The 20,513-nt window shown below is 63.6% G+C and carries 14 protein-coding genes and 4 pseudogenes; 13 read left to right on the top strand and 5 right to left on the bottom strand.

Features of this window, described 5'->3' with window-relative positions:
* Nucleotides 1-9: 9 nt before the first annotated feature.
* From H2O14_RS17405 to H2O14_RS17355, 11 genes and pseudogenes are all read left to right on the top strand, one after another.
* Complete coding sequence (locus H2O14_RS17405) at nucleotides 10-891, top strand: transglutaminase domain-containing protein (protein ID WP_182828637.1); 882 nt, start codon at nucleotides 10-12, stop codon at nucleotides 889-891.
* A gap of 111 nt (nucleotides 892-1,002) precedes the next feature.
* Nucleotides 1,003-2,181, top strand: a complete 1,179-nt coding sequence (locus tag H2O14_RS17400; protein WP_246697430.1) for a vWA domain-containing protein — start codon at nucleotides 1,003-1,005, stop codon at nucleotides 2,179-2,181.
* Nucleotides 2,182-2,497: 316 nt separating this feature from the next.
* Nucleotides 2,498-4,961, top strand: a pseudogene (locus tag H2O14_RS17395) (glycogen/starch/alpha-glucan phosphorylase).
* A 140-nt stretch (nucleotides 4,962-5,101) separates the two neighbouring features.
* A pseudogene (glgB, locus tag H2O14_RS17390) lies at nucleotides 5,102-7,264 on the top strand (1,4-alpha-glucan branching protein GlgB).
* 24 nt (nucleotides 7,265-7,288) lie between these two features.
* Complete coding sequence (glgC, locus tag H2O14_RS17385; RefSeq protein ID WP_182828636.1) at nucleotides 7,289-8,548, top strand: glucose-1-phosphate adenylyltransferase; 1,260 nt, start codon at nucleotides 7,289-7,291, stop codon at nucleotides 8,546-8,548.
* Nucleotides 8,549-8,555: 7 nt separating this feature from the next.
* On the top strand, nucleotides 8,556-9,998 hold the full coding sequence (gene glgA, locus H2O14_RS17380; RefSeq protein WP_182828635.1) for a glycogen synthase GlgA: 1,443 nt from the start codon (nucleotides 8,556-8,558) through the stop codon (nucleotides 9,996-9,998).
* A gap of 5 nt (nucleotides 9,999-10,003) precedes the next feature.
* Nucleotides 10,004-11,634, top strand: a pseudogene (locus H2O14_RS17375) (alpha-D-glucose phosphate-specific phosphoglucomutase).
* A 106-nt stretch (nucleotides 11,635-11,740) separates the two neighbouring features.
* The gene (locus tag H2O14_RS17370; protein ID WP_182828634.1) at nucleotides 11,741-12,409 is read left to right on the top strand and encodes a GAF domain-containing protein; all 669 of its coding nucleotides are present in this window, start codon (nucleotides 11,741-11,743) and stop codon (nucleotides 12,407-12,409) included.
* Entirely contained in the window at nucleotides 12,298-12,762 is a 465-nt protein-coding gene (locus H2O14_RS17365; RefSeq protein ID WP_246697638.1) for a GGDEF domain-containing protein, read from the top strand. The genes H2O14_RS17370 and H2O14_RS17365 overlap by 112 nt, the downstream gene beginning before the upstream one ends.
* Before the next feature lie 71 nt (nucleotides 12,763-12,833).
* Nucleotides 12,834-13,574 (top strand): metallophosphoesterase family protein, encoded by a 741-nt coding sequence (locus tag H2O14_RS17360; RefSeq protein ID WP_182828632.1) that lies wholly within the window; start codon nucleotides 12,834-12,836, stop codon nucleotides 13,572-13,574.
* Between the two features lies 1 nt (nucleotide 13,575).
* Nucleotides 13,576-14,982, top strand: coding sequence for a bifunctional serine/threonine-protein kinase/universal stress protein (locus H2O14_RS17355; protein ID WP_182828631.1), 1,407 nt, complete (start codon nucleotides 13,576-13,578; stop codon nucleotides 14,980-14,982).
* On the opposite strand, the gene H2O14_RS17350 is transcribed toward H2O14_RS17355, so the two are convergent.
* The 3 genes from H2O14_RS17350 to H2O14_RS17340 form a co-directional block, all read right to left on the bottom strand.
* Nucleotides 14,975-15,532 carry a hypothetical protein gene (locus H2O14_RS17350; RefSeq protein ID WP_182828630.1) on the bottom strand — a complete coding sequence of 186 codons (558 nt, stop codon included), beginning with the start codon at nucleotides 15,530-15,532 and terminating at the stop codon, nucleotides 14,975-14,977. The two genes, H2O14_RS17355 and H2O14_RS17350, sit on opposite strands and share 8 nt — an antisense overlap.
* Nucleotides 15,533-15,626: 94 nt before the next feature.
* Nucleotides 15,627-16,070 (bottom strand): SRPBCC family protein, encoded by a 444-nt coding sequence (locus H2O14_RS17345; protein WP_182828629.1) that lies wholly within the window; start codon nucleotides 16,068-16,070, stop codon nucleotides 15,627-15,629.
* Nucleotides 16,071-16,082: 12 nt separating this feature from the next.
* Nucleotides 16,083-16,688, bottom strand: coding sequence for a TetR/AcrR family transcriptional regulator (locus tag H2O14_RS17340; RefSeq protein WP_312858617.1), 606 nt, complete (start codon nucleotides 16,686-16,688; stop codon nucleotides 16,083-16,085).
* Between the two features lie 136 nt (nucleotides 16,689-16,824).
* Here H2O14_RS17340 and glgX point away from each other — a divergent pair, with 136 nt between their 5' ends.
* Both glgX and H2O14_RS17330 read left to right on the top strand, forming a co-directional pair.
* Nucleotides 16,825-18,765, top strand: coding sequence for a glycogen debranching protein GlgX (glgX, locus tag H2O14_RS17335; protein WP_182828628.1), 1,941 nt, complete (start codon nucleotides 16,825-16,827; stop codon nucleotides 18,763-18,765).
* A gap of 89 nt (nucleotides 18,766-18,854) precedes the next feature.
* Nucleotides 18,855-19,903, top strand: a pseudogene (locus tag H2O14_RS17330) (DUF2332 domain-containing protein).
* On the opposite strand, the gene H2O14_RS29475 reads toward H2O14_RS17330, so the two are convergent.
* Nucleotides 19,884-20,177 carry a type II toxin-antitoxin system RelE/ParE family toxin gene (locus H2O14_RS29475; protein ID WP_182828627.1) on the bottom strand — a complete coding sequence of 98 codons (294 nt, stop codon included), beginning with the start codon at nucleotides 20,175-20,177 and terminating at the stop codon, nucleotides 19,884-19,886. The pseudogene H2O14_RS17330 and the gene H2O14_RS29475 overlap by 20 nt on opposite strands.
* Nucleotides 20,143-20,451 (bottom strand): hypothetical protein, encoded by a 309-nt coding sequence (locus H2O14_RS17320; RefSeq protein WP_182828626.1) that lies wholly within the window; start codon nucleotides 20,449-20,451, stop codon nucleotides 20,143-20,145. Before H2O14_RS17320 ends, H2O14_RS29475 begins: the two co-directional genes overlap by 35 nt.
* Between the last annotated feature and the right edge of the window lie 62 nt (nucleotides 20,452-20,513).

Below are 20,513 nucleotides of genomic sequence, written 5' to 3'. Positions count from 1 at the left end.
GCCTCGCCCATGCTCTACGACATTTCGATGAAGATCGGCTATCTCTACGAGGTCCCGGCCAGCGGCGCCCGCCACATGGTGCGCGTTCTTCCGCTGACGCTCGGGCCTTGTCAACGGCTGATCGCCGGCACGATCAGCTTCGCCCCTCAGCCGGAGGAGCGCTCCGACTTCGTCGACTTCTTCAAGAATCCCGCCGTCGCCGTCAGCTTCCGTCGACCGCATGACAAGATGGAGATCCGGCTGCAGGCGCGCGTACAGGTCGAGAACCTGCCGCCGCAGGCGGATTTTTCGCCGACGGTCGCCAAGCTCGGTTCGGAGATCTCCGACTGCTGGTCGGTGGATGCCGATGCGCCGCATCATTTTCTCAACGACAGCCCGCGGCTCGGAGCTGCGCCGGAGATCGCCGCCTGGGCGAAAAACATCGTCAAGCCGGAGATGTCGATCCGCGAAGCCGCGACGGCTTTGTGCAAACGCATCTATCAGGAGTTCAAATATCTGCCCGGCGCGACCAAGGTGGACACGCCTGCGAAGGAAGCCTTCAGGCTGAAGAAAGGCGTCTGCCAGGATTTCGCCCATGTCATGATCGTCGCGCTCCGTTCGCTCGGCGTGCCCGCCGGTTATGTCAGCGGCTTCCTGCGCACCATCCCGCCGCCCGGCAAGGAGCGGCTCGAAGGCGCCGACGCCATGCATGCCTGGGTGCGCGTCTGGTGCGGGCGGGCGACCGGCTGGATGGAATGGGATCCGACCAACGACATCATGGCGGGCTCCGACCATATCCGCGTCGGTTTCGGCCGCGATTACGCCGATGTCGCTCCCGTCATCGGTGTGCTCAAGAGCTATGGCAGCCATTCGACGACGCAGGCCGTCGACGTGATTCCGGTCAAGGCTTAAAACCCTGTAAAGACCGGTAAAATTTGCCTTAAATCCGAGTTCGCCGGGAAACCTGACGACAAGACATCGCTGTTAACCTTCGCCCCATGACCACTCCATGACGAGAGTAGCATGATGCGACTGCACGGTAGATGTTATACCGAATTACGCCGCCTGCTGAATGACAAGCGCGGCAACTTCTCGATTATGAGCGCCCTGATCCTGCCGGTGGGATTGGGCGCGGCGGGCCTCGCCATCGACGCCTCGCAACTGATCGCCAACAAGAACGCCCTGCAGGCCGCAGCCGACGCCGCGGCGCTTGCGACGGCTTCCGCGCTCGCCAAGCAAACGATCACGACCGATCAGGCCCAGGCCTTCGCGTTGGATTTCGTCAAGGGCCAGATGTCCAACCAGGCCAATGTCGACGAAGCGGAAGAGCAGAACAGAGAGTCAGACCTTGCTTCCTGCACTCATGTGAACGCGACGCAGACGACGACGGTCGGCACAGCCAAGAAATACAACGTCACCGTCACCACCTGCTACGACGTGGATTATTCCACCCTATCGAACTTTCTGGGCCAGGACAGCGGGCGGATCACCGTCAGCGCCTCGACCATGTCGACGACCGAAAGCAAGAACGCCTTGTCGATGTATCTGGTGCTCGACCGTTCGGGCTCGATGGCGGAATACACCAACACGGTTTCAGGCTCCTACACCTGCCGCTACGGTCGCAAGACCTATACCTGCTACACCTATTACGACAAGATCACCGCGCTTCGGAACGCCGCCAACAACCTGATGACGCAGCTAGGCGACGCAGACCCCGATACGGTCCTCGTCCGCACGGCGGCGGTTTCCTACAATTCCGCCATGCAGACGCCGGTCAATCTGGCCTGGGGCGAGAGCCGGACCAAAACCTATATCAACGCGCTGACCGCCACCGGCGGCACGGATTCGAGCGCCGCCTTCAAGACGGCCTATCAGGCGCTGAACGCCTCGACCGAGGACGCGGCGCATGCCGCCGTCAACGGCCAGACTCCCTCCAAATTCATCGTCTTCATGACCGACGGCGACAACAACTACACCTCCGCGGACACGACCACGAAACAATGGTGCGACGCCGCCCGGACCGCCGGCATCGAAGTCTATTCCGTGGCCTTCATGGCGCCGGATCGCGGCAAGGCGCTGCTCAATTACTGCGCCACCACCAGCGCGCATTATTTCTCCGCCGAGGACGCCGACGATCTCAACGCCGCCTTCGAATATATCGGCGAACGCGCCACGGAGACGGCGACTCGCCTGACCCAGTAGACCCGTTTTCTTTTGCCTGCCCCGCACGACTTGCCGCCGGCCCCGCGCCGGCGGTTTTTTTGTTTGTCGATCAACAGTTGATCTTGTCGTCGCGGAATGCCTATTATCGTCGAAACAACAAAGATGTTCGGCGGGGACAGACCGGCATCGCAAAGGGGAAACGCCAGATTGGGCAAGGTCGCATTGTCTGCAACAAATGCCAGGCCGAAGGGAACTTATGCGTCGCATGAACCCGCTCAGCTCATCGTCCCGTCACCTTCGATGCGCATAAAGGCTGCATCGACATTTCCAATTCGGTAGCGACATCGAGAAGACCATGACCATACATACTGAGACGTCCGAAATCCCCTTTCCGTCGCCGCGTCCGACCGATCCCGAAGCCCTCGCCAAGGACATCGTCGAACGACTGACCTACCGGATCGGCAAGGATGTGAAAGTCGCCAAGCCGCATGACTGGCTGACCGCCGCCATTCTGGTGATTCGGGACCGCATCATCGACCGCTGGATGGCGTCGACGCGCGAAACCTATGATTCCGGCGGCAAACGCGTCTATTATCTTTCGCTTGAATTCCTGATTGGCCGCCTGATGCGCGACGCCGTCTCCAATCTCGGCCTGATGGAGGAGTTGCGCGACGCGCTGAAGACGCTCGGCGTCGAGATCGACCTCGTCGCGGCGCTGGAGCCGGATGCGGCGCTCGGCAATGGCGGTCTCGGCCGCCTCGCCGCCTGCTTCATGGAATCCATGGCCACCACCGACATTCCCGCCTATGGCTACGGCATCCGCTATGTCCACGGCCTCTTCCGCCAGCAGATCGCCGACGGCTGGCAGGTGGAGCTGCCGGAAACCTGGCTCGCCCACGGCAATCCCTGGGAATTCGAACGCCGCGAAAGCGCTTACGAAGTCGGTTTCGGCGGCCAGGTGGAATCCGTCCTCGCCCCCGATGGCGACGCCCGTTATGTATGGAAGCCGGCCGAGCGCGTCATCGCGGTGGCCTGCGACACGCCGATCGTCGGCTGGCGCGGCAAGCGCGTCAACACGCTGCGCTTGTGGACCGCCCAGCCGATCGACCCGATCCTGCTCGACGCCTTCAACGCCGGCGACCATATCGGCGCGCTTCGCGAGAGCAACAAGGCCGAAAGCCTGGCGCGGGTGCTCTACCCCGCCGACGCCACGCCGGCGGGCCAGGAGCTGCGTCTTCGGCAGGAGTTTTTCTTCTCCTCCGCCTCGCTGCAGGACATTCTCCGCCGGCACCGCCAGCAATACAACACCTTCGACAACCTGCCCGACAAAGTGTCGATCCAGCTCAACGACACCCATCCGGCCGTTTCCGTCGCCGAACTGATGCGCTTGCTCTGCGACGTGCACGGCTACGAGTTCAACGCCGCATGGGAACTGGTGCGCAAGACGATCTCCTACACCAACCACACGCTGCTGCCGGAAGCGCTGGAAACCTGGCCGGTGCCGCTGTTCGAGCGCCTGCTGCCGCGTCACATGCAGATCATCTACGGCATCAATGCCAAGATCCTGCTGGAAGCGCGCAAGGAGCGGAACTTCACCGACGCTCAGATCCGCTCGATCTCGCTGATCGACGAGGGCGGCGACCGTCGCGTGCGGATGGGCAATCTCGCCTTTGTCGGCTCGCATTCGATCAACGGCGTCTCGGCCCTTCATACCGACCTCATGAAGGTCACGGTGTTTTCGGATCTGCACAAGCTCTATCCGGAGCGGATACAACAAGACCAACGGCATTACGCCGCGTCGCTGGCTGCAGCAATGCAATCCCGATCTCACCAACCTGTTGCGGGAAACGATCGGCGACAAGTTTCTCGACGAGACCGAGGCGTTGCAGGATCTCAATAAATTCGCCGAGGACGCCGAGTTCCAGAAAAGGTTCGCCGCCGTCAAGCGCGACAATAAGGCCCGTCTCGCCCAGTTGATCCAGAGCCGCATGGGCTTGAAGATCGACCCCTCGGCGATGTTCGACATCCAGGCCAAGCGCATTCACGAATACAAGCGCCAGCTCCTCAACATCATCGAAGCGGTGGCGCTGTACGACCAGATGCGCTCGCGCCCCGAGCTCGACTGGGTGCCGCGCGTGAAGATCTTCGCCGGCAAGGCGGCGCCGAGCTATCACAACGCCAAGCTGATCATCAAGCTGATCAACGACGTCGCCCGTGTCGTCAATTCCGATCCGGCCGTTCGCGGCCTGCTCAAGGTCGTCTTCGTGCCGAACTACAATGTCTCGCTCGCCGAGATGCTGGTGCCGGCCGCCGATCTCTCCGAGCAGATCTCGACGGCGGGCATGGAGGCCTCGGGCACCGGCAATATGAAGTTCGCGCTCAACGGCGCGCTGACCATCGGCACGCTCGACGGCGCCAATGTGGAAATGCGCGATTGCGTCGGTCCCGAGAACATCAAGATCTTCGGCATGACCGCCGAAGAAGTCGCCAAGGCGCGCGCCGACGGCCACAATCCCCGCGCGCTCATCGAAGGCTCCCGCGAATTGTCCCAGGCGCTGCACGCCATTTCGTCCGGCGTCTTTTCGCCGGATGATCCCGGCCGCTTTTCGAGCCTGGTGGATGGCCTCTATCAGCATGACTGGTTCATGGTGGCCGGCGATTTCGACGCCTATGCCGCCGCCCAACGCGATATGGACGAGCTCTGGACGGATGAGTCCGCCTGGTTCTCCACCGCGATCAAGAACACCGCCCGCATGGGCTGGTTCTCGTCGGATCGCACGATCCGGCAATACGCCAAGGAAATCTGGAGAGCGGGATGAGCCAAAAGGCGGGAACGGCCGGACGCAAGACAGGTTCTGGGGGAGGAGTTGCGAACGACCGGACTGCGCCCGATGCTTCTGCGGAGGCGGGCTCCGGCGCGCCTGCGCCCGAGCGCGCGAAGGACAACAGGGATTTCCGCATCTTCAACGAGGAAGTCGCGGCCATCGTCAACGGCGTGCACGCCAACCCGTTCGCTGTGCTGGGCGTGCATGAATTCGGCAAACAGTTCATCGCGCGAGCGTTCATCCCGGGCGCCGAAAGCGTGATCGCCTATACGCTCGGCGGCGATGTCGCGGGGAAATTCCCCGTCGCGACGCCGCCGGCTTCTTCGAAGGCCCCGTCTCGATCAAGAGCCGGCAACCGCTGCGCTACCATGCCCAGAACGCGCTCGGCTCCTGGGACGTGGTCGATCCCTATGGCTTCGGCCCGGTGCTCGGCCCGCTCGACGACTTCTATCTGCGCGAGGGATCGCATCAGCGTCTGTTCGATCGGCTCGGCGCGCATCCGCTGCGTCATGAGGGAGCGGACGGCTTCCATTTCGCCGTCTGGGCGCCGAACGCCGCCCGCGTCTCCGTCGTCGGCAATTTCAACAATTGGGACGGTCGCCGCCATGTGATGCGCCACCGCGCCGACACCGGCGTCTGGGAAATCTTCATCCCCGGCATCGGCACGGGTGAAACCTACAAGTTCGAAATCCTCGCCAAGGACGGCGCGCTTCTGCCGCTCAAGGCCGATCCCTTTGCACGACGCTCGGAGCTGCGTCCGAAAAACGCCTCGGTGACGACGGGCGAAATGGCGCATGACTGGCAGGACGCCGCCCATCGCGCCTGGTGGTCTAGCGTCGACGCCCGGCGCCAGCCGATCTCCATCTATGAGGTCCATGCCGCCTCCTGGCGCCGCAAGGCCGACAACGAAATGATGAGCTGGGACGAGCTCGGCGACGCGCTGATCCCCTATTGCGTCGAGATGGGTTTCACCCATATCGAGTTCCTGCCGGTCACCGAACATCCTTTCGACCCCTCCTGGGGTTACCAGACCACCGGCCTGTTTTCGCCCTCGGCGCGTTTTGGCGAGCCTGAAGGTTTCGCGCGCTTCGTCGACGGCGCGCATAAAGTCGGCGTCAGCATTATCCTCGACTGGGTGCCGGCGCATTTTCCGACTGACGAATTCGGCCTGCGCGACTTCGACGGAACGGCGCTTTACGAGCATGCCGATCCGCGCCAGGGCTTCCATCCCGATTGGAACACCGCGATCTATAATTTCGGCCGCACGGAAGTGGCGAGCTTCCTCGTCAACTCGGCGCTCTATTGGGCGGAGAAGTTCCATATCGACGGGCTCCGCGTCGATGCGGTGGCCTCGATGCTCTATCTCGATTATTCGCGCAAAGACGGCGAGTGGGTGCCCAATCAATATGGCGGACGGGAAAATCTGGAAGCCGTGCAGTTCCTGCAGGAGATGAACAAGCAGCTTTACGGCTCGCATCACGGCATCATCACCATCGCCGAGGAATCCACCTCCTGGCCGAAGGTCTCCGCACCCGTGCATGACGGCGGCCTCGGCTTCGGCTTCAAGTGGAACATGGGCTTCATGCACGACACGCTGCAATATCTGGCCCGCGACCCGGTGCATCGCAAGCACCATCACAACGAGCTGACATTCGGCCTGCTCTACGCCTTCTCCGAGAATTTCGTGCTGCCGCTCAGCCATGACGAAGTGGTGCATGGCAAGGGTTCGCTGATCGCCAAGATGCCGGGCGACGATTGGCAGAAATTCGCCAACTTGCGCGCCTATTACGCCTTCATGTGGGGCTATCCCGGCAAGAAACTGTTGTTCATGGGCCAGGAATTCGCCCAATGGAGCGAGTGGTCCGAGGCGCGCGGTCTCGACTGGGGCCTGCTGGACTATCCCAGCCATGCCGGCATGCGCAATCTCGTGCGCGACCTCAACCATCTCTACAAGGACAAGCCGGCCCTGCACGCCCGCGATTGCGAGCCGGAAGGCTTCGAATGGCTGATGGCGGACGCGCATGAGCAATCCGTCTATGTCTGGCTGCGCAAGGCGCCGGGGAGAAGCCGATCGCGGTCGTCACGAATTTCACGCCGGTGGTGCGGGAGAACTACCGGATACCGCTGCCGGAAACCGGCACGTGGCGGGAGATCATGAACACCGATTCCGAAGTCTATGGCGGCTCCGGAATCGGCAATATGGGCGCGGTTATCGCCGGGCCCGGGGAACTCGGACGGGCAGCGGCGCATTGCACGCTCCGCCACTGGCCACACTGTGGCTGGAACTGGCAGACTGACGAAGCAATACGGGAGGACTTCATATGGCGGAAAAACGCATTCAACCCCTGGCGCGCGACGCCATGGCCTATGTTCTCGCCGGCGGCCGCGGCAGCCGTCTCAAGGAATTGACGGACCGGCGCGCCAAGCCCGCCGTCTATTTCGGCGGCAAGACCCGCATCATCGACTTCGCTTTGTCGAACGCGCTGAATTCGGGCATCCGCCGCATCGGCGTCGCCACACAATACAAGGCGCATTCGCTGATCCGCCACCTGCAGCGCGGCTGGGACTTCTTCCGCCCCGAGCGTAACGAAAGCTTCGACATTCTGCCGGCTTCGCAGCGCGTGTCGGAGACACAGTGGTATGAAGGCACCGCCGACGCCGTCTATCAGAACATCGACATCATCGAGCCCTATAATCCGGAATACATGGTCATCCTCGCCGGCGACCACATCTACAAGATGGACTATGAGCTGATGCTGCGCCAGCACGTCAATTCGGGCGCCGACGTCACCATCGGCTGCCTGGAAGTGCCGCGCATGGAAGCCACCGGTTTCGGCGTCATGCATGTCGATCCCGAAGACGTGATCATCGACTTCATCGAAAAGCCCGCCGATCCGCCCGGCATTCCCGACAACGAGGAATTCGCGCTGGCCTCGATGGGCATCTATGTCTTCCACACCAAGTTCCTGATGGATCTGCTGCGCCGCGACGCCGCCGATCCCAATTCCAGCCGCGATTTCGGCAAGGACCTGATCCCCTATATCGTCAAGCACGGCAAGGCGGTCGCCCATCGTTTCGCCGAATCCTGCGTCCGCGCCGAGACCGAGACGCATGCCTACTGGCGCGACGTCGGAACGGTCGACGCCTATTGGCAGGCCAATATCGACCTGACCGACATCGTGCCCGAACTCGATCTCTATGACGGCAACTGGCCGATCTGGACCTATTCGGAAATCACGCCGCCGGCGAAATTCGTCCATGACGAGGATGGCCGCCGCGGCGCAGCCGTATCGTCTCTGATCTCCGGAAACTGCATCGTCTCCGGCGCGTCCATCAACCGCACGCTGCTGTTCACCGGCTGCCGGGTGAACTCCTATTCGCAGCTCGACCACGCCGTGGTGCTGCCCGAGGTCACCGTGCATCGCAATGCCCGGCTCAAGAACTGCGTCGTCGACCGGGGCGTGATCATTCCGGACGGCCTGGTGGTCGGGGAAGATCCCGAGATCGACGCCCGCCGCTTCCGCCGCACCGAGAGCGGCATCTGCCTGATCACCCAGGCGATGATCGATCGTCTTGGCTGAGGCGCAGATGAAAGTCCTTTCGGTCACTTCGGAAGTCTTTCCGCTCATCAAGACCGGCGGCCTGGCCGATGTCGCGGGCGCGCTGCCGCTCGCGCTGGCCCCTCTCGGCGTGGAGATGCGGACGCTGCTGCCCGGTTATCCCTCAGTGCTCGGCAAGATCGGCGACGCCGCGGTCGTCGCCGAACTGCCGAGCCTGATCGGCGCGCCGGCGCGCATCCTGTTCGTCCGCCATGCCGGGCTCGATCTCTACGTGCTCGACCAGCCACAATATTTCGATCGGCCGGGCGGGCCCTATACGGATGCGGGCGGCCGCGATCACGAGGACAACTGGCGGCGCTTCGCCGCTCTGTCTATGGCGGCCAACCGGCTGTGCAACGGGCTGGACCCATCCTGGGCGCCCGAACTTCTGCACGGCCATGACTGGCAGGCCGGTCTTGCGCCCGTCTACCTTAAATACAGCCCGGCCAGCGCCCGCGTGCCCTCGCTGATGACCATCCACAACATCGCCTTTCCCGGCCGCTTCTGGGGCGGGATCTTCGGCGGGCTCGAATTGCCGCTGGAAGCCTATCAGTCGGGCGATGTCGAATATTACGGCGACGTCGCCTTTCTCAAGGCGGGTCTCAGGACCGCCTGGGCGATCAACACGGTCAGCCCCACCTATGCCGAGGAGATCAAGACGCCGCAATACGGCATGGGCCTCGAAGGCCTGATGCAGGCGCGCGAAGCCGACCTGAGCGGCATCGTCAACGGCATCGATCCGCAGGTCTGGGACCCCGCCAGCGACGGCGCGGTGGCTGTGAACTACAGCGCCGCGACCCTGGAACGGCGCACCGAGAACCGCCTGAAACTCAGAAAGCGCTTCGGCCTGTCGCCCAGCGAAGGCCCGCTGTTCTGCGTGATCTCGCGCCTGACCCATCAGAAGGGCATCGATCTCATCGCCTCCGCCGTCGACCGGATCGTCGCCGAAGGCGGCTCTCTCGCCGTTCTCGGCGCCGGCGACAGCGCGCTCGAAGCGCAATTGCGCGATGCGGCCGAACGCCATTCCGACAAGGTCGGCCTGGTGCTCGGTTATGATGAGCCGTTGTCTCACCTGATGCAGGCCGGCGCCGACGCGATCCTGATTCCCTCGCGCTTCGAGCCCTGCGGCCTGACCCAGCTCTATGGCCTGCGCTATGGCTGCATTCCCATCGTCGCCCGAACCGGCGGACTGGCGGATACGGTGATCGACGCCAATGGCGCGGCGCTGTCGGCCGGCGTCGCCACCGGCATCCAGTTTTCGCCCGTCAGCGACGCAGGCCTCGGCGGCGCGCTCACCCGAGCCTTCAAACTCTTTTCCGACCACGCCCTCTGGACGGGCATGCAGCGGGCCGCCATGCGCTCCGACGTCTCCTGGACCGCCAGCGCCCGCCAATACGCCCATCTCTACGAAACGCTTCGAGCCAAGGTATGACCGCGATGATCAAGACCGTTTCCACCACGCCCTATTCCGACCAGAAGCCCGGCACATCGGGCCTGCGCAAGAAGGTGCCGCATTTCCAGCAGCCCAACTATGCCGAGAACTTCATCCAGTCGATCTTCGACTCCCTCGAAGGCTTCGAGGGCAAGACGCTGGTGATCGGCGGCGACGGCCGCTATTTCAACCGCGAGGTCATCCAGATCGCCATGAAGATGGCCGCCGCCAACGGCTTCGGAAAGGTCATGGTCGGCCAGGGCGGCATTCTCTCGACGCCGGCCGCCTCCAACATCATCCGCAAATACGCGGCCTTCGGCGGCATCATCCTGTCGGCCTCCCACAATCCCGGCGGGCCGACCGAAGATTTCGGCATCAAATACAATGCCTCCAATGGCGGCCCGGCGCCCGAGAAGATCACCGACGCCATCTATGATCTGTCCAAGAAAATCTCCAGCTACAAGATATCCGACGCCGCCGACGTCGATCTCGACACTGTCGGAACGGTGACGCTGGACGGCATGGAGATCGAGGTCATCGATCCCGTCAAGGATTATGCCGAACTGATGGAGAGCCTGTTCGATTTCCCGGCCATCCGCGCCAAGATCGCCTCGGGCTTCCGCGTCGTCTTCGACGCGATGAGCGCCGTCACCGGCCCCTACGCCAAGGAGATCATCGAAGGCAGGCTCGGCGCGCCGGAAGGCTCCGTCCGCAACTTCATCCCGCTTCCCGATTTCGGCGGCCATCATCCCGATCCGAACCTCGTCCACGCCAAGGAACTCTATGACGAGATGATGAGCGGCGCGGGCGCGCCCGATTTCGGCGCCGCCTCGGACGGCGACGGCGACCGCAACCTGATCATCGGCAAGGACATGTTCGTGACGCCGTCGGACAGCGTCGCCATGCTCGCCGCCACGCCCATCTGGCCCCCGGCTACGCCAAGGGCCTGGCCGGCATCGCCCGCTCCATGCCGACCTCCGGCGCCGCCGATCGTGTGGCCGAAAAACTCGGCATCGGCATTTATGAGACGCCGACCGGCTGGAAATTCTTCGGCAATCTGCTCGACGAGGGCATGGCGACGATCTGCGGCGAGGAATCGGCTGGCACCGGCTCGAACCATGTCCGCGAAAAGGATGGCCTCTGGGCCGTGTTGCTGTGGCTCAACATTCTCGCCGTGCGCAACGAGAGCGTCAAGGACATCGTCACCAAGCATTGGGCCGCCTTCGGCCGCAATTACTATTCGCGCCACGACTATGAGGAAGTGGCGACCGACGCCGCCAACGGTCTGGTCGACAATCTGCGAGCCCAGCTCGCCAGCCTGCCGGGCAAGAGCTTCGGCGATCTCAAGGTCCAGGCGGCCGACGATTTCGCCTATCACGATCCGGTCGACAATTCCGTCTCCAAGAACCAGGGCATCCGCATCCTGTTCGAAGGCGGCAGCCGCGTGGTCTTCCGGCTCTCCGGCACCGGCACCTCCGGCGCGACGCTGCGGGTCTATATCGAGCGCTACGAGCCCGACGCCAGCCGCCACGACATCGATACGCAGGAAGCCCTGGCCGATCTGATCACCGTCGCGGACGAAATCGCCGGCATCAGGAAAAGAACGGGTCGCGACGCTCCGAGCGTGATCACCTGATCTCGACCCGGCACGAGTTTTGAGGGGCGCCGAACCATGCCCCTCAATTAGCTTAGACTAAACGAACTCGTGATAAGATGCCTGCATGGTGATTTGGGGGAAGCGCATGCAGGACGACAGCGATGGAGCAAGCGCCGAAGAACGTCGGCTCGAGGCGCTTGCCGGCTATTGCATCTTGGACACCGAGCACGAGGCGCATTTCAACCGCATCGTGGAGCTGGCGCGCAACATTTTCGGCATGCCGATATCGCATATCTCGCTGATCGACCGGGATCGGCAATGGTTCAAGGCCGAAAGCGGCTCGACGCTGTGTCAGATCAACCGTGCGGACTCCTTCTGCCGCATGACGATCGAAGGCAAGACGCCGCTTGTGTTTCCGGATTTGAGCCTGGATCCGCGCACCGCCGCCAATCCCTATGTAACCGGTGAACCCCATGTACGGTTTTACGCCGGCGCCCCGCTGATCACGCCGGATGGTTTCGCGTTGGGCGCGCTGAGCGTGATGGATCTCGCGCCGCGCGACTTCTCCGAGGAAAAGAGCAATATTCTCGCCGGCCTCGCGGCCGTCGCCATGGACCAGATGGAGCTTCGCCTGCGGTCGAGCCTGGACTGGCTGACCGGCGCGGCCTCCAAGGGCGCCTTTACAGTTTCGCCCGGGAACTTCTGTCCCCCACCCCCAGCGCAAGGCCGTTCGTCGCGCTCATCTCCTTCGATCTCGATCACTTCAAGCATGTCAACGATCGGCATGGCCACCTCGTCGGCGATCAGGTCTTGACCCGTGTTACACAGGCCTGCCGCCGCACGCTGCGGAACCATGACGTGATCGCGCGCATGGGCGGCGAAGAATTCGCCGTGCTTCTGGAAGGCGCGACGCCACAGGTGGCGATGGCGGTGGCCGAGCGGCTGCGTCTTTCCGTGGCCGAGATCGCATTCGACGATCTCGGGGTCGATCTGAGCGTCAGCGCGAGCTTCGGCGTCGCCATGGCCTCGCCCGTCACGTTTCACATCGAGGATCTGATGAAGGTGGCCGACAGGGCGCTCTATCAGGCCAAGGCCAACGGACGGAACCGCGTTCAATTTGCGGACGACGACGAAAAGCCCGGCGCTCGGCGGACAACCGCCGCCTGACCGCGTTAGCCTCTCGGCTAATGGCGAGCCATCTTCGCCTCTGCTAAAAGCTTGGCGGGGAGGACGTCATCGTGCTGATCGCGCTGTTGTCGGACATACACGCCAATCGTGAAGCCTTTGAAGCCTGTCTGGCGGTTGCCGACAGGTTCGGCGCAGAGCGTCTGGTGATCCTCGGCGATATCGTCGGCTATGGGCCGGATCCCGAATGGTGCGTGGACAGGACCCGCGCGCTGCAGGCCGAGGGAGCCCTCGTCATCCGCGGCAATCACGACCAGGCTTGCAAGGACGCCTCCCAGACCATGACCGACGCCGCCCGGCGCGCCATGGACTGGACGCGCAACCAACTCTCGGAAGACGCCCGCCGCTATCTCGGTTCGTTGCCGATGAGCCTCGTCGACGACGACAGGCTCTATATTCACGCCGAAGCGAGCGAGCCGGGGCGCTGGCGCTATGTGCTCTCCGCCGACGAAGCCGCCCGCCATCTCGGCGCCTGCACGGCGACCGTCAGCTTTTGCGGCCATACCCACCGACCGGCCCTCTATTCACTGTCGTCCACCGGCAAGGTCACCCAGTTCACGCCCTGTTCGGACCAGGCGATCCCGCTCTCCGCCTCGCGCCGCTGGCTGGCCGTGATGGGCGCGGTGGGACAGCCGCGCGACGACAATTCCAAGGCGGCGATCGGGCTTTATGACACCGGGGCGCGCGCGCTGCGCTATCTCCGCGTCAGCTACGACATTGACAAAACGGTGGGCAAGATCCACGCCGCCTGCCTGCCGGAAAGCCTGGCGGGCCGCCTGGTGACGGGACGTTGACATGGCGAAACCCAAACTCGCCCCCGGCGACGTCATCGACGGCTTCGTGATCGGCGAATTGAAGCATAATGGCGGCATGGCGCGGCTCTGGAGCGTGACCCATCCCGACCAGCGCGTCCCTCTCTTGATGAAGACGCCGAAGATGAGCGAGGGCGACGACCCGGCCGCAATCGTCAGCTTCGAGATGGAGCAGATGATCCTGCCCCGCATCTCCGGACCACATGCGCCTGCTTTCATTGCCAATGGCGATTTCGCCCGCCAGCCCTATATCGTCATGGAGCAGGTTCCCGGCGTCTCGCTCTATCCCATGCTCGAGAAACTGCCGCGCCCTCCCCTCGAGGTGGCCGATCTCGGTCGACGGATCGCGCTGGCGCTAGATGATCTCCATCGCCAGAACGTCGTCCATCTCGACATCAAGCCGTCCAACATCCTGTTTCGCGACACGGGCGACGCGGTGCTGATCGATTACGGCCTCGCCTGCCATACGCAACTGCCGGATCTGATGGCGGAGGAATTCCGCCTTCCCTATGGCACCGCACCCTATATGGCGCCGGAACAGATCCTCGGCAAACGCACCGATTTTCGCAGCGATCTGTTCGCGCTCGGCGCGCTGCTCTACTTCTTCGCCACCGGACGGCGTCCGTTCGGCGATCCACAGCGACTGAAGGGGCTCAAGAAGCGGCTCTGGCGCGATCCCTATCCACCCCGCGCACTCAAGGCGGACATTCCCCCGGCGCTGCAGGAGGTCATCCTGAAATGCCTGGAGGTCAATCCCGCCTGGCGCTACCAGACGGCGGCGCAGCTCGCCAACGACCTCAGGGATCTCGGCCAGATCAAACTGACGGCCCGATCGGAAAAGCTCAGGCGCGACGGCCTCGCCGCCGTGCTCCGGCGCCGCTTCAATCCCGAACCCTGGGACCGCGTCGAGCCGCAGGTGGTGGCGGGCCAATATGCCGACGCGCCGATCGTGCTCGTCTCCATCGATCTGGCCCGCGCCGACCAGGATCTGCTCGACGCGCTCAGGCTGAACGTCTCCCGCATCGTCGAGAAATCGCCCGGCGCGCGGGTCGCCTGCCTCAACATTCTCCGCATCAACCGCATCAGCCTCGACACGACGCTGGATGAAGAGGGCAACAACAAGCATGTCAGCCGGTTGGTGGAGCTCAAGGGCTGGGCCGCTTCCCTGCAGGCGCGCGACGGCGCGATCACCTATCACGTCATCGAGGCGGTCAATCCGGCTGACGCCATCCTGGACTTCGCCCGCGCCAACAATGTCGACCACATCGTGATGGGCGCGCGGGCCGCCTCGGCCATGCGCTCGCTGATCGGCAGCGTCTCCGGTGAAGTGGCGGCGCATGCGCCCTGCACGGTGACGGTGGTGCGCAAGCGCGCTCAAGCCGTCAGTTGATCAGGCTCGAGGTGAGAAACAACGAAAAGCCGGCGAGTATCACGGCCCCTGCCCGCCGCATTGTCCGCGGCGCGACCAGACCCGATTGTCCGATCGCCAGAGCGCCGAACAGGATCCAGGCCATGGAGGCAGCCAGCGCCGTCGCCGCGAGACAGCCGAGATAAGGCAGCACCTCTGCGAGAGACCCATGCGGCGTCAACACGAGACCGATGACCAAACCCTTGGGATTGAGAAGCGTGGTCACGAAAATCTCCTGCGCCGTCACCACGCGCGCCGCACCCGTGTCGGGACGCCAAAGCTTGACCGCAAGCCAGAACACCCAGGCCGCAGCGAGCGCCTTGATGACGAGGGCGACTGTCGGAAATGCGGTCAGCGCCTCTCCGGCCACGGTCGCAAGCGGGATGACGACGATGAGATAGGCGGCGAGCGCCGAGGGCGCATAGCGCATCCCGGCCTTCACGCCGCGCTCCGCCGCGCCCAGCGCCAGCAAGGTGTTCGTCGGCCCCGGCGTCAGGAGCAGGGCAATCAGGCCAAGCACATATTCAAACAAGACATATCTCCGCGATCACGCCTCATCTGTTATAGCACATGGCCCGCCGAGCCTTGATGAAGATCAAGAGGCCGGATGTCATGTCGCAGATTGGTCAGCCCGGAATCTCAGGCTCAACCAGTTGCGCCAGCTGGGCGAGCGATTCCTGCCAGCCGAGATAGCAGCTTTCCGGCGGGATCATGTCGGGCAACCCAGACTGCTCGGCATGCAGCTCGGTTCCGCAGGACACCGGCGTCAACCGCACCGTCGTGACCATTTCGCCCTGCAGATTGGGATCGTCGAACGTGTCGGTGTTGCGGATGAGTTCGTTGGGAACGAGATCGACATAGACGCCGCCGAAGGAATGGGCCTGGCCGGTCGAAAAGTTGGTGAAGGTCATCCGGTATGTGCCCCCGACGCGGGCGTCGATATGGTCGACCGTGCAGGTGAAGCCTTGTGGCGGCAACCATTTGGCGTTGGCTGCGGGATCGAGAAACGCGCGATAGACGCGTTCCGGCGGCGCCTTGATAATGCGGTGCAGACGGATGGTGTAGGGCATGACGGTCTCCTCTTACAATGATGTCGGCAGAAGGCTTTCGATATAGCGGCGGAGATGGCGAAGATTGGCGCGCGCCGTCTCCGCTTCGTGTTTGGCCTTCGAATAAATGAACGACCCCTGAAGCACGGACTGGATGAAGTAGCCGAGGCTCTCGGCGGACCAGTCGGCGTCCGGCGCATATTTGGACCGCGCCTCGGCGATATCGGCCTCGATGCTTGCAATATGGGCGCTCATCCCGGCGTCGCACGCCGCGCGAATGTCCTCATGCGTCTGATAGAGCTCCTGCACCAGCGCGCCGAGAAGGCAGGTGAATTCCGGAACCGGACGATCGAGGATTTCCATGCGGAAATCGACATAGCCCAGCACCCTGTCGCGGGGATCCGCGAGATGGGCATAGGGAGCCGTGGCGAAAATTTCGCCCGTGAACTCGTTCCAGTGATCGACGGCGGCCAGCACCGCGTCCTGCTTGCTCTTGAAGTAGTGGAAGAAGCCGCCCTTGGTGACGCCGGCGCCGGCGCAGATGTCATCCACCGATGTCGCCGCGTAACCTTTGGCTCGGATCGACGCCTGCGCGGCGTCCAGCAGTTTCATCCGCGTCTGTTGCCGCAGGTCAGCCACAGCATTCCTCCCCGTCTTTCACGCCATACATACCAACCGGTTGGTACTTCGTCAAGCATCGCATGGGTGATTGACGCTTCGTAAGTGTTTCGGAGTAGGATGTGCCGAAATCGATCAGACCCGCAGGAACCACCCCATGACCCACCATCCGCTCGGAGCCACGCTCACCGCCGCCGGCGCGCATTTCGGCGTGTTCTCGCGGCATGCCGGCAAGGTCGAGCTTTGTCTATTCGATGCGGAGGGACGCGAGAGCCTGACCGAGATGACATGCGGACACGACCATGTCTGGCGAGCCGATGTCGAGGGCGTTCGCGCCGGCCAGCGCTACGGCTTCCGCGCCCACGGCGACTATGCGCCGAGCCATGGCCTCTGGTACGATCCGTCCAAGCTTCTCGTCGATCCCTATGCGCTGGAGCTCGACCGGCCCTTTGCGCAGGATCGCCGTCTCGCCGCCTATGGCGTCGACACCGCCGACATTGCGCCGCGGGCTATTCTCCAGCACCTGTCGCCCATCCATGCCCAGCCGCCGCATTGGAAGCCGGGCGGGCTGGTCTATGAAATCAATGTCCGCGCCTTCACCATGCTGCATCCCGATATTCCCGAGGACGAGCGCGGCACGATCAAGGCGCTCACCCATCCCGCCATTCTCGCGCATTTCGAGACGCTGGGCGTCTGTGCCCTCGAGCTGATGCCCATCACAGCCTGGCTCGACGAGCGTCACCTGCCGCCGCTCGGCTTGAGAAACAGTTGGGGCTACAACCCGATCGCGCTGATGGCGCTCGACCCGCGCCTTTGCCCCGGCGGCGTGCGGGAGCTCGCCGAAACCGTCGCCACGCTGCACAGCCATGGCCTCGGCGTAATCCTCGATCTCGTCTTCAACCACACCGGCGAAAGCGACACTGAGGGCGGCACGCTCTCGATGCGCGGGCTCGACAGCCTGACCTACTACAGCCACCCGCCGGGCAAGCCGGGCGAATTGATCAACGACACCGGCTGCGGCAACACGCTGGCCTGCCACCACGCGCCGGTGCGCAATCTGGTTCTCGACAGCCTCCGCCATTTCGTACGGCACGCCGGCATCGACGGCTTCCGCTTCGATCTCGCGCCGATCCTCGGACGCGGCCCTCAGGGCTTTACCTCGGACGCTCTGCTGCTTTCGGAAATGCGCGCCGACCCGATCCTGAAGGATCGCATCCTCATCGCCGAGCCCTGGGACATCGGTCCCGGCGGCTATCAGCTCGGCAATTTCCCGCCGTCCTTTCTCGAATGGAACGATCGCGCCCGCGACGACATCCGCCTGTTCTGGCGCGGCGACAATCATCGCATCGGCCCGCTCGCCACCGCGCTATCAGGCTCGTCCAACATCTTCAGCCGGCATGAAGGACGCCGCACCCGCACGGTCAATTTCATCGCCGCCCATGACGGCTTCACGCTCTGGGACCTCGTCTCCCACGACCGCAAGCACAACGAGGCCAATGGCGAGGACAATCGCGACGGCCACAACGAGAATTATTCCTGGAGCAACGGCGTCGAAGGCGCCACCGATGACGCCGGCGTCAATGCCCGCCGCCGCGCCGATGTCATGGCGCTTCTCTCGACCCTGTTCCTATCCCGAGGCGCGATCATGCTGACGGCCGGCGACGAATTTGGCCGCAGCCAGCAGGGCAACAACAACGCCTATGCCCAGGACAACGCGCTTTCATGGATCGACTGGTCCATGATCGACCGGGAGATCCTGGAGCATGCGTCAATGCTCTCGGCGCTCCGCCGCCGCTTCACCATCTTCGAGGGCCTGGAATTCCTGACCGACCTCGACGTCGCCTGGCTGACCGTCAAGGGCGAACCGATGCAGGTGGCCGATTGGGAGGCGCATCACGCCGATCAGCTGATCATGGCGCTGCAGACCAACGACCGCATCACCACCCGCCCTGCCACGCTCGCCGTGGCGTCCAATCGCGCCGATGAGCCGAAACCCATCCGCCTGCCCGGCGGCGCGCGGCTTTGGAAATGCCTGCTTGGAGACGGCATGACTGTGGCCCCGCGTTCAGTGAGCCTCTATCTCGGCCCGCCCGCCTGAGCGTTTCGGCGCCAAAGTTGCGGGACACCGGCATAGAAGCTGTCGTCAATCGGCTCTATCCTCGGTCGGTGAACACAGGGACATCTTGCATGAGCATCAACGCCGTACGCCACGCCTTCGAACGCCAGTCCGCCGCCTGCGACGCGCTGGGATCGCCATTCACCGCCCGTCTCTGCAGACTTATTTCCGCGCGGCTGACGCCCGGCGGCGCAGTAGCCGATCGGGTGTTGAACTGGTCAGGCGATCCCTCGCCCCAGGCCGATTCCGTACCGCTGCGACTGGCCGGTTGCCTGCACGCCCTGGTGCTGGAGAGCCATGCGCCGGACCTCGCATCCGTCTACCCGCCCCACGACGCTGCTGACGATCGGCTCTGGAACGCCGCCGAAAAGGCCCTCGCGGATCATGCCGACTTCATTCTCGCGCGTCTTCGATCCGCCCCGCAGACCAATGAAGTCCGCCGCTCCGGCGCGTTGCTTCCGGGTTTCCTGACCATCGCCGCGCTCCTCGGCAAGCCGCTCATCCTCTCGGAAGTAGGGACGAGCGCCGGGCTCAATCTGCAATGGGACCGCTATCGTTACCGGCTCGGCGACCGTGTCTGGGGCGATCCGGCCTCCACCGTCGAGATCGCGCCGGACTGGCATGGCGAAACGCCGCCCGAAGCGCTCATCTCGGTGCTGGAGCGCGCCGGTTGCGATCTCGCCCCCGTCGATGCCGCCAAGCCTGCGCACCGGCTGCGGATGTTGTCCTATATCTGGGCAGACCAGCAAGACCGTCTTTTACGAACCCGCGCCGCCCTCGACATCGCCGCCGCGCACAAGCTGTCCGTTGAAAAGGCCGACGCCGTCGATTGGCTCCGAACCCGCCTGGCCGCCGCCCGCCCCGGCGCCGTTCATGTGATCTTCCACACCATCGCCTGGCAATATCTACCCGCTGCGTTGCAGGCGGAGGGAGAGGCGCTGATCGCCGCCGCCGGCGAGCGCGCCACCGCCGCCGCGCCGCTGGCCCGCCTCGCGCTCGAAGCCGATGGCAATGCCCATGACGGCGCCGCCCTTACACTGCAGATCTGGCCCGGTGGCGCGAAAAAGAAATTGGCCGCGGAGATTTCCACGGCCGATGGGTCAGGTGGGCGGGTTGGTGACGTTTCGTCGCCCGCGACGGACGTCCTGAATCTCCAGGATCTCTATTCGGTCATTGGCGACTCTGTAAATCATGGCGAAAGGGGTTCGCGGTATCAGCAACTCCCTGAAATCGCTACCGAAGCGCTCCCCGGCAAATGGATGATCCTGCAAGAGACGTTCAGCGCGTCTGATTTCCTCTCGGGCTTTCTTGGCGCCCTCCGGAAACACTTTCGTGTAATAGGTTCGAAGCCAAATCAGATCATGAGCCGTCGATGGAAGATAGACCAGCCTCATGCATGCGGCTTGCCGGGGTGATATCCGCGTCCGGCGGAGGCAGTTCATCCGCCGTTCCCCAGCTGTCCATCCATGCATGCATCTTGGCTTGAGAAACGAAATAGCCTTTGTCGGCCTCCGCCGCTGCAGCGCGGGCGGAATTCAGGCGGGCTTCACGGAGTTCGAGATAATGCTCGACGGCGCGCGCCACGATCTCAGGAGCCGACGCGTCGGCCTCGTCAGCGGCGGCTTTCAGCCGCTCTTCCAATTCGCCTGTCAGCGTCAGTGAAATCATCGAGCGTCGCCCTGCGGGTTCTATGTCGTGTGACAATAGCGCAGGGCGGCGACGATTCAAAG

The organism is Rhizobium sp. G21 (genome assembly GCF_014158035.1).
Taxonomy (GTDB): Bacteria; Pseudomonadota; Alphaproteobacteria; order Rhizobiales; family Rhizobiaceae; genus Rhizobium_E.
This window is presented reverse-complemented; position numbering and strand designations above follow the sequence as displayed.

Excerpts from the sequence above, each read along its gene's own strand:
- H2O14_RS17405 (WP_182828637.1), top strand. The coding sequence starts at position 10 with ATGCTCTACGACATTTCGATGAAGATCGGCTATCTCTACGAGGTCCCG.
- H2O14_RS17400 (WP_246697430.1), top strand. The coding sequence starts at position 1,003 with ATGATGCGACTGCACGGTAGATGTTATACCGAATTACGCCGCCTGCTG.
- glgC (WP_182828636.1), top strand. The coding sequence starts at position 7,289 with ATGGCGGAAAAACGCATTCAACCCCTGGCGCGCGACGCCATGGCCTAT.
- glgA (WP_182828635.1), top strand. The coding sequence starts at position 8,556 with ATGAAAGTCCTTTCGGTCACTTCGGAAGTCTTTCCGCTCATCAAGACC.
- H2O14_RS17370 (WP_182828634.1), top strand. The coding sequence starts at position 11,741 with ATGCAGGACGACAGCGATGGAGCAAGCGCCGAAGAACGTCGGCTCGAG.
- H2O14_RS17355 (WP_182828631.1), top strand. The coding sequence starts at position 13,576 with ATGGCGAAACCCAAACTCGCCCCCGGCGACGTCATCGACGGCTTCGTG.
- H2O14_RS17345 (WP_182828629.1), bottom strand. The coding sequence starts at position 16,070 with ATGCCCTACACCATCCGTCTGCACCGCATTATCAAGGCGCCGCCGGAA.
- glgX (WP_182828628.1), top strand. The coding sequence starts at position 16,825 with ATGACCCACCATCCGCTCGGAGCCACGCTCACCGCCGCCGGCGCGCAT.
- H2O14_RS29475 (WP_182828627.1), bottom strand. The coding sequence starts at position 20,177 with ATGAGGCTGGTCTATCTTCCATCGACGGCTCATGATCTGATTTGGCTT.
- H2O14_RS17320 (WP_182828626.1), bottom strand. The coding sequence starts at position 20,451 with ATGATTTCACTGACGCTGACAGGCGAATTGGAAGAGCGGCTGAAAGCC.